This is a genomic window from Kitasatospora sp. NPDC059803, from assembly GCF_042732255.1.
Taxonomy (GTDB): Bacteria; Actinomycetota; Actinomycetes; order Streptomycetales; family Streptomycetaceae; genus Kitasatospora.
This window is the reverse complement of the sequence record NZ_JBHWIJ010000065.1, coordinates 24,097-33,086: the sequence shown is the minus strand read 5'-3', so window position 1 is coordinate 33,086 and position 8,990 is coordinate 24,097. Positions and strand designations below refer to the sequence as shown.

Sequence of the window (8,990 nt, the reverse complement as noted above, 5' to 3'; positions counted from 1 at the left end):
GCGTGGCCCAGCGCGCCGCGCCGGCGGGGCCGGGCGCAGCGCTCGGGCGCCCCGCTCGCCCCCCCCCCCCGGGCCTGGCCGCGCCGGCCGCCCCGCCCGGGCCACGCCTGGCCAGGCGTGGGTGCCGATCAGCCGGACGTGGAGTTGGGAGGACGTCAGGCGGCGCTCCGGTCGGGCGTGGTCACCGCGTCGAGGGCGGCCGCGAGGCGGGCCGGGCTGGTCGGCTCCGGGGTGGGCGGCATGTGCGCCCACACGACCGAGGTGTTCAGCCACTCCAGTTCCGGCGACGGGGCGGCGAGGTGGGCACCGACGGAAAGCAGCCGCACGCCCGGGCACCGCTCGCTCCAGCCGATCCCGCCCTGCAGGTCGATCAGCGCGTAGACGAGCCGGGAGTCGCGGTCGTGGAGGAACGGGCCCGTCTCAGCAGCCTCGCCCAGCAGCGCCTGGAGGGCTGCCAGGCCCAGGTCCTCAGGCATCCGCAGAGCGTCGAAGCGCACCCCGCAGGGCAGGAGAAGCAACCCTCCGGGCTGGCTCCCCCACTGCACCAGCTGCCTGTTGCGGTCCTCGCCGAAGGCGGAGACGAGCCACCTCGGGGCCGACAACGGGGGCCGACGGCCCGCCGAGGACTGGGGGCGGGACCCGGTGGAACGGGGAGCCGTCTGTGCGGAGGCGGTGGTGGAGGACGTCATGGTGGCCTACCCAGGAATGCGGTGCGGTGTCTCGGGCTACTACGGTCCCGCTGAAGACCCGCGCTGGTCACGGGCAGCGGCGTCCGCCTTTTCCGGACAGGCCGTCACCCAGCTGACCTGTCACGACACCGAGGAGACGGACGACTACCGGACAGTGCGTCACCACGGATTCGCGCAGTGTGACCCGCGTGGCGTAGCCGGGTCGCTACCGTGAGGTGGTCAGGCTGCTCTGCACCCCTTCGGGAGCCACCCCATGCCTCCACGTCCAAAGCCCGGCTCCAAGGCCGATCGCGACGCCCTCCGCACCGAACTCCTCGCCGTTGGCGCTCCGTTGGCGGCGATCTCCGCCGAGATGCGCGCCCGCTTCGGTTGTCGGCCGCGCGAGGCCTGGCGGCACGCGCACGGCTGGACCCTCCAGGAGGCGGCCGATCGGTTCAACGCCCTCGCCGGGGCCGCCGGTCCGGCGACGGACGCTTCCCTGCTCGGCAAGTGGGAGCGGTGGCCGGCTCCGGCCGGGCGGCGAGTCACCCTGCCGGTGCTCACCCTCCTCGCCGACCTCTACAGCGCCTCGCTGGAGGACCTGCTCGACCTGGAGGACCGCCGGGCCCTGCCGGAGGCCGACCTGCGGCTGCTGCGGCACCAGACCGCCACCCCCGGCTCGGCGCCCACAGCCGCGGCACCCTCGGCGCCGGAGCCAGTGGCACCGCTCACCGGCACCGCGCTCATCCACACCGCCGCGGACGAGTCGGCGCAGTGGGCGCAGTGGGCCGAGGTCACCAACTGCGGGCCCGTCTCCCTGGACCAGTTCGGTGCGGACACCCGGCGCTTCGCCAGCGACTACCTGGAGGCCCAGGACCCGTTGGCGGTCTTCGGCCAGACCAGACGGCTACTCAACAGAGTCTGGGAACTGCTGTACGGCCACCAACACCTGGAACAGCGCCAGAAGCTGTTCACCACCGCCGGCTACCTGTCCGCGATGATGGCCTGGATGACAAGCGACCTCGGGCACCGGTCGCAGGCCGAGACCCATGCCCGCGCCGCCATGCTGTGCGCCGACATGGCCGGCAACCCGGGACTGCACGCCTGGACCTGGTCCACCAGAAGCAAACTCGCTTTCTGGGACGGCCAGTTCCGCGCCGCCATCCAGCATGCCGAACGCGGCGCCGCCTACCAAGCGCCCGGCACCGTCTCCATCCTCCTCCACTGCCAGAGCGCCGATGCCTGGGCCGAAGCCGGCGCACGCGCCGAGGCCCAAGCCGCCCTCGGCCGCGCCCAGGACGCCGCCGAGCTCGGACTCTCCACCACACTCCACGACCAGGTCGGCGGACTCTTTTCCTGCCTGGCCGGGCGGCACGCCAACTACGGGGCCGCCGTCCACCTGCGCGGCGGATCCGCGTCCGAGGCGCTCGCCCACGCCGACCGCGGACTCGCCGCACTCCGACAGCAGCGCGTCCGCGCGCTCGGCACCGAGGCCCAGTTGCACATCACCCGTGCTGGAGCCCACCTGCTCGCCTGCGAGCCCGAAGGTGTCCTCGACGCGCTCGGCCCCGTCCTCGCCCTGCCTGCCGAGCACCGCACCGCTCCCGTCCGCCGACGACTGCGTGACCTCGCCCGCGACACCGCCGCATCCCCCATGGGCGACAGCGGCACCGGCCGGCGCCTGCAGGACGCCATCGAGACCGCCGTCAGGGAAGCCGCACGCGCCCTCTCCCCCGTGGCACCGACTGATGCTTGGATCGGCGACCATGACTGACACTCCCGCACGTATGGCCAACCACTGGTGGTGGCGGCCCGGCTGGACCACGGGCACCCGCTGGTACACCTGGCACCTGGTCTTCGACGGCGCCGACGACCTCCACGGCCTCGCCGCCGACTACCGCCACGCCTTGGCCGACGTTCCCGGCCTCGACCTCGTCCCCGACCGCTGGCTCCACCTCACCATGCAGGGCCTCGGCTCCACCGACGAGGTGAGCGCGGCCGACGCCCGCGCCATCGTCGACGCCGCCACCAGCCGCCTTGCGAAGATCCCCGCCTTCGACCTCGCGCTGGGGCCCGCGATCGTTACCCCCGAGGCCCTGCTCCTCACCGTCGACCCCGCAGAGCCCGTACACGCCGTCCGCTCGGCCATCCGTGCCGCCATCGCCGATGTCTGGCCCGAGGTCCCCGAACAGGCCGACGGCTTCCGCCCCCACGTCTCCGTCGCCTACTCCAACGCCGACGGACCGGCCCATCCCGCCGCCGACGCCCTTGCCGGCGTCACCACCTACCCCGCGACCGCCCGCATCACTTCCGCCGAACTCATCGTCCTCGGCCGTGACCGGCGGATGTACGAGTGGGAGACCGCCGCCCGCGTGCCGCTCGGCTGACAAAGGGAGCATGCGGGCGCGGGCCGAAACCGTGACGTCGGGTGGGGGCGTCCTCGGGGGTGGCGAGGTCGGGCGGGCGGCGGGGAGGGGGCGGGGTGGTGCGCGAGGCTTCCGTGGCGTGGGGGGCGCTGCACCGACGTTGTGCGGTGGGTGTGGTGGCGGGGGTGGTGGTGCTGGGGGGCGCGGCCGGGCCGGTGGTGTGGGCGGGGTCGCAGGACCTGCCAGGCAATCCGCGGTGGTGGCTGGTGGTGTGCGGGGTCGCGCTGGTGGCGGCCGTCGGCGCCTCGCTGCCGCTGCTGCGTCAGGTCTCCACCACCGACTACGTCGCCTCCTGCGTGGCGCTGGTGCTGCTGCTCGTACTCGCCCTGGCCACGGTGTTCGCGGCGGCGCAGGCCGCCTACGCCGTCCGCACCAGGCTGCACGAGCCGCCCGGCGTCACGGCCACCGTGACGGGCTGCCGGACGACGGGCCGGGAGCTGGACGACCAGAACCAGGGCCACGACGTCTACGGCTGCACGTACCACTGGAGCGCCGGCGGCCGGGAGTTCAGCGAGGAGCGGCCCACCGGGAAGCTGTATCCGGACGGCCACGAGACCAGGGTGTGGCTCGCCGGCGAACGGATGATCACGAGCCGGCCCAGCCTGCTCGGGATCCCGCTGTGGATCGCGCTCGCCCTGGCCGGGCTGGCGGGCACGGTCCGGTTCTCGGCGTTCCTGGCCTGGAAGGCCCGCGACGTGGGCCTGAGGCAGTAGGGGGTGGCCGGAATCCGGGGTGGCGGGCGCGGCGCTCTGGCAGCATCGGGCGGATGGGGCAGTGGGAGGGGATCGGGCGGCGCTTCGTCGTGGGCGCGGGGTACGCGCTGTACCGGGGGCCGTTGGCGGACAGCACGTCACATCGGCACGCCGCGTTCCAGGTCGCCGTCGCGGCGGCGGGCGGCGAGGTGACGATCGTGGACGGGGCCGGGGTCCGCCACCGGGGCGCGGCGGTGGTGGTGGCGCCGATGGTGTGGCACCGGATGGCGCCGGTCCGGGGGGTGTCGGCGTTCTTCGTCGATCCGCACTGCGCGTTCGCGGACCGGCTGCGGGCGGGGTGCGGTGACGGTGTCACCGTGGCGCCCCAGTGGCGGGACCTGGTGGAGGAGGACCTGTGTCCGTCCGGGGTGCTGCCGTCGGCCGAGGTGGACGTGCGGCTGTGGGCGGCGATGGAGGCGCTGACGGACCACCGGGTCGCGCTGCCGGGGCTGGCGGCCCGGGTGGGGCTGTCGCCGCAGCGCCTGCGGGCGCTGGCACGGCGGCAGTTGGGGGTGCCGCTGGCGCGCTGGCGGATCTGGCGGCGGCTGGCCCGCGCCGCCGACGCGCTCGGCGAGGGACGCACGCTCGCCGAGGCGGCGCTGGCGGGCGGCTTCGCCGACCAGGCGCACTTCAGCCGCCAGATGCGGGAGATGACGGGGCTGACGCCGTCCGCGGTGCTCCCGGTGCTGCGCACCTCGGGCCCGGCGGGCGGCCCGGGCCGGGCAGGCAGTCCGGCGGGTGCCTCGGGCCGGGCGTAGCCTCGTCCGCATGTGTCTGATGGTGTGGATCGGAACCGAACAGCCCGTGCTGCCGATCCCCTGCGCCGCCGGTCCGCAGCTCGGGACCTGCTACTGCGGGGTTCGCGAGACTGCCGCCTACGCGCCCGTTCGAGCCCGCTTCACTTCACCGCACGTGACCTGCGTCGGCTCGCACGAGGGCTGCGGCTGTGGGTTCAACAGCTCCCGGTTCGAGTGGGAGGGGTTCACCGACACGGCCGACGCGATGGCGCTCGTCGACGCGATGCGGGACGAGGAGCGCGAGGAGTTCCTCGCGCAGAAGCACTCACGGGAGTTCCTGGCGGCGCTGGTGTCCGCGGCCCTTTTGCACGGGCCGGTCGACATCTACATGTGCTGGGCCGGGGACGAGGACGAACCGCCCGACCGCGTGGAGAGCATCGAGGCACGCCGGCTGACGGAGTGCTTGACTCCGCTCCAGGAGCGGGTGAAGTACACGGCGCTCGGCTGAGCAGGAGGTGCGGGCCTGTCGGCGCGTCATCTCCCCCGGTCGCACGGGGAACCCGACGGGCGGGGAACCCGACGGGCGGGGAACCCGGCGGGCGGCGCGGGCGCGGCCTACGCGCGGCGGGCGACGTAGAACGACAGCGAGCCGGTGAGCGTGGAGACGGTCTCGGTCTCGCGCACGCCGTGGAAGCCGGCCTCGGTGATCAGCCGGGGCAGGATGCCGTCGGCGTTGGGCTGGGTGTCCTCCTTGCCGTCCGCCAGTTGCACGATGCGGAACGCCAGGCGCATGGCGGCCGTGCGCTGGCGCCCGAAGTCGGCGATGACGAGCTTGCCGCCGGGGCGCAGCGCGGTGTGCATGGAGGCGAGGACGGCCTGTTTCATGGGGATGGGGCACTGGTGGAGGACGAGGCTGGAGACGACGGTGTCGGCCGTTTCGGCGCCCACGAGGTCGGCGACGGCGTCGCCCATGCCGATGTGCCATTCGGGGGTGACGCCGGCGGCGGCGGCCTTGCGGCGGGCCACTTCGAGGGTGGTGGGGTCGGGGTCGACGCCGATGACGCGGGCGCGGGGTTCGACGCGGCCGAGGAGGACGGCCAGGGAGCCGGTGCCGCAGCCGACGTCGAGGATCACGTCGTCGGGGCGGGGGGCCACGTGCATGGCGAGCAGGCTGCGCCACAGGCGTTCGCGGGTGAGGGAGACGATGGGGTCGTAGAGGCGTACGGGGCCGAGGCGGCCGGCGGCGGGGGTGAAGGCGCGATCGGTCATGGGGGTCAGTGTCGGTCGGGGGGTGTGGTGGCGTCTTGAACGAATCGCTCGCCGGGCGGGGCGGGTTGGGGGTTTCCGGGGCCGGTTGCGGGCCGGTTGCGGGGGTCGGGTTCCGGCCCTCCGAGGGCACATAGAAAGTCTATCGACATATGACGTTGGATGACTTATCGTGATCGTCGCGGTGGTCGGCGCGACCGGCCCGCCGCGACCACCGTTCGGCCCTGCGAGAGGACCTCCGTGCCCCGTCGTTCCCGCACGTCCACAGCACTCGGCATCAGCGCCACCGCCGTGGTGGCGCTGGCCCTGGCCGCGCCGCCCGCGCTGGCCGGGCCCGCGACCGCCCCCGACCCGGTGCCCTCCCTGGTGGCCGGTCAGGACACCGCCGCCCCGCAGCTGGTCACCGGCCTGGCCGAGCCGGCCGTCGGCAACCCCGCCGACGCCGCCCGCGCCCACCTCGCGGCCCACGCCGACCGCTACCACGTCGACCCCGGCGAGCTGGCCGAGGTCGGCTCCGAGAGCACCCCCGACGGCCGGCGCACCGTCAGGTTCGAGCAGCGCCACGACGGCGTGCCCGTGTTCGGCGCGCAGTACCTGGTGCACCTGACGGGCGAGGGCGCCGGGCAGCGCGTCGAGTCGGTCGGCGGCAAGTACTTCACCGGCCTGACCGTGCCGACCACCGCCACCGTCCCGGCCGCCGCCCTGCGGGACCTGGCGCTCGGCTCCGTCCAGGACCCGAAGGCCCGGGCCGCGGCCACCGCCGAGGACCACGGCCTGGTCGTCCTGCCGGACGGCGCCGGCCGGCTCGCCCAGCGCTTCACCGTGCACGCCGCCGACCCGGCGACCGGCGGCCCGGCGGCCCGCGAGGTCTTCGTGGACGCCACCGTCGGCGTGGTCGCCCTCGCCTACGACACCCGCGCCCCGCTCCCGGCGGACGGCACCGACCAGCGCGCCGCCGCGGCCGGCCTCGAACCCGCCACCGGGACCGCGCCGGACGCCCGCGGCAACTCCGCCAAGGTGAACATCGCCCGCCTGCCGGACGGCAGTTACCAGCTCACCGACCTCACCCGGCCCGCCACCATCACCACCTACGACGCGGGCGGCCGGGACGAGATGGACTTCGGCGGCGGCATCCCCGCCGATCTCCCCCCGGCCCACTCCCCCGGCCCGGACTTCCCGGCCTCCACCGGCACCAGCGGCGCCACCGACGCCAGCGTCAACGCCGGTATCGTGTACGACTTCTACCACGACCGGTTCGGCCGCAACGGCCTGGACGGCAAGGGCGGCGCGATCACCTCCGTCGTCAACGTGTCCCAGGACGGCGCCCCCTACGCCAACGCGTACTGGGACGGGAAGAAGATGGTCTACGGCAGCGGGGGCCCCAACTACTACCCGTTCTCCGCCGCCCTCGACATCGCCGGGCACGAGATGACCCACGGCGTCATATCGAACACCGCCGACCTGGCCGGCATGGGCCAGGCCGGCGCGATGAACGAGGGGCTCGCCGACTACTTCGGCAACGCCATCGAGGTCACCGCCCGCGGCATGTCCATGAACGACCCGGCGGCGGCGCTGCTCGGCGAGAGCAAGTGCCGCACCGGCACCCCGCAGGCCTGCGCGGACCGCCGGATGGACGACCACCGCACCACCGTGAACGACTACCTCGGCGGCACGGTCGACAACGGCGGACAGCACCTCAACGCCACCATCTTCAGCGGCGCCCTGTGGGACATCCGGCGCACCCTCGACCCGCTCACCGCCGACCGGGTGGTCTACCGGGCGCTCACCGCCTACCTCACCCCGCTCGACGACTTCGTGGCCGGGCGCAACGCGGCACTGGCGGCCGGCCGCGACCTCGGCCTCAGCCACGCCCAACTGCGCACCGTGGCAGCCGCGTTCGACGCGCACGGGATCAAGGCCGGCTGGGAGAGCCGGATCGGCATGGACAGCCGCACGCTGGCCCGCAACCTCTCCTACTCGATGGCGCCCCCGGCCGCCGGCGGCGGGCACTGGGTGGCGATGGCCCCCGCCCCCGACCCGGTCAAGGGCACGGGCGGCACCCTGCCCGGCACCACCGCGCTGTACACCGGCTCCACCACCGGGCGCGGCGCCCCCGTCCGGCTCAGCCCCGACGACGGCCGCTACCACAGCTGGCCCTCCACCGACGGCACCAACGCCGTGTGGAAGGCCATCGGCACCACCGCCAAGGACCACAGCCGGGAGCTGCTGACCGCACCGCTGTCCGGCGCCGGCCCGGTCCGCAGCCTGTTCCGCGCCGACGGGAAGGAGCCCGGCAACCCGCAGGTCTCCGGCGGCGACATCGCCTTCACCGTGCACGACTCCGCCGCCGGCCGCACCAGCCTGTGGCTGTCCCACGACGGGGCCCCCGCGGTCGAACTGCCGCTGGCCGACGGGCACCACCCGGACGACCTCACCCTCAAGGACGGCTACCTCGCCTGGACCGAGTCCTGGCAGGACGGGAAGCAGTACGTCACCGCGCCGACCGTCTACTCGATCGCCGCCGGCAAGGTCACCGCGCAGTACACCGCGCACGCCGCCCCCGGCGCCGCCGCGACCACCGCCTCCTCCGCCCGGCTCGCCGGCGGCCGGCTGCTGTGGCTGGACACCCCGGCCGGCGCGGCCGCCCGCGCCTCCATCCGCTCCGGCGCCCTGGACGGCTCCGGCGTGAACGAGGTGCTGGCCGCCGACTCGCCGAACGCCCCGACGCCCGGCAGCGACCTCACCGCCTCCGACCAGGCCGTCACCTACAAGGTCCAGAGCACCAAGCCCGCCGGCGGCTGGACCAACGCCGCGCTGCCCAAGCTCTGGCAGCTCCCGACCGGCGGCGGCACCCCGCAGCGCCTCTCCTGCGACCGGGGCGGCCAGGACCAGCCCGCCGCCGACCAGGGCACCCGGGTCGTCTGGCTGGACTCCACCCCCGGCCGCACCGACCTGGTCGTGCGCGACCGCGCGGCGGGCACCTGCTGACCACCTTTCCCTGACCCCCACCCCCCAGGGGTCCGGCGCGCGGCGGGGGGCGCACAGGCAAACCCGCCCGGCCGCCGGGGCGCCCCCCCGGGAACGCGGGGGGGGCCCCCCCGGGGGCGCCTAGTACCGGGGCGGTGTGGGCCCCACTGGTCT

8 protein-coding genes are annotated in these 8,990 nt (G+C 74.9%); 6 read left to right on the top strand and 2 right to left on the bottom strand.

All coding sequences use genetic code 11. The features are described 5' to 3' along the window. Positions 1–155: 155 nt before the first annotated feature. Positions 156–476 carry a hypothetical protein gene (locus ACFV6I_RS13845; protein WP_380425236.1) on the bottom strand — a complete coding sequence of 107 codons (321 nt, stop codon included), beginning with the start codon at positions 474–476 and terminating at the stop codon, positions 156–158. Positions 477–942: 466 nt separating this feature from the next. On the opposite strand from ACFV6I_RS13845, the gene ACFV6I_RS13840 reads away from it, so the two are divergent. The 5 genes from ACFV6I_RS13840 (at position 943) to ACFV6I_RS13820 (ending at position 5,091) form a co-directional block, all read left to right on the top strand. After that, the gene (locus ACFV6I_RS13840) at positions 943–2,442 is read left to right on the top strand and encodes an XRE family transcriptional regulator (protein ID WP_380425234.1); all 1,500 of its coding nucleotides are present in this window, start codon (positions 943–945) and stop codon (positions 2,440–2,442) included. Further along, complete coding sequence (locus ACFV6I_RS13835; RefSeq protein ID WP_380425232.1) at positions 2,435–3,055, top strand: 2'-5' RNA ligase family protein; 621 nt, start codon at positions 2,435–2,437, stop codon at positions 3,053–3,055. The genes ACFV6I_RS13840 and ACFV6I_RS13835 overlap by 8 nt, the downstream gene beginning before the upstream one ends. Before the next feature lie 98 nt (positions 3,056–3,153). Next, complete coding sequence (locus ACFV6I_RS13830) at positions 3,154–3,807, top strand: hypothetical protein (RefSeq protein ID WP_380425229.1); 654 nt, start codon at positions 3,154–3,156, stop codon at positions 3,805–3,807. A gap of 53 nt (positions 3,808–3,860) precedes the next feature. After that, the gene (locus ACFV6I_RS13825) at positions 3,861–4,604 is read left to right on the top strand and encodes a helix-turn-helix domain-containing protein (protein WP_380425227.1); all 744 of its coding nucleotides are present in this window, start codon (positions 3,861–3,863) and stop codon (positions 4,602–4,604) included. Between the two features lie 10 nt (positions 4,605–4,614). Beyond that, positions 4,615–5,091, top strand: coding sequence for a hypothetical protein (locus ACFV6I_RS13820; protein ID WP_380425224.1), 477 nt, complete (start codon positions 4,615–4,617; stop codon positions 5,089–5,091). Between the two features lie 107 nt (positions 5,092–5,198). Here the strand turns inward: ACFV6I_RS13820 and ACFV6I_RS13815 are convergent, their stop codons facing one another. After that, on the bottom strand, positions 5,199–5,852 hold the full coding sequence (locus ACFV6I_RS13815) for a class I SAM-dependent methyltransferase (protein ID WP_063352855.1): 654 nt from the start codon (positions 5,850–5,852) through the stop codon (positions 5,199–5,201). A 237-nt stretch (positions 5,853–6,089) separates the two neighbouring features. Between ACFV6I_RS13815 and ACFV6I_RS13810 the strand changes: the two genes are divergently transcribed. After that, positions 6,090–8,837, top strand: coding sequence for a M4 family metallopeptidase (locus ACFV6I_RS13810; RefSeq protein WP_380425222.1), 2,748 nt, complete (start codon positions 6,090–6,092; stop codon positions 8,835–8,837). Positions 8,838–8,990 lie beyond the last annotated feature (153 nt).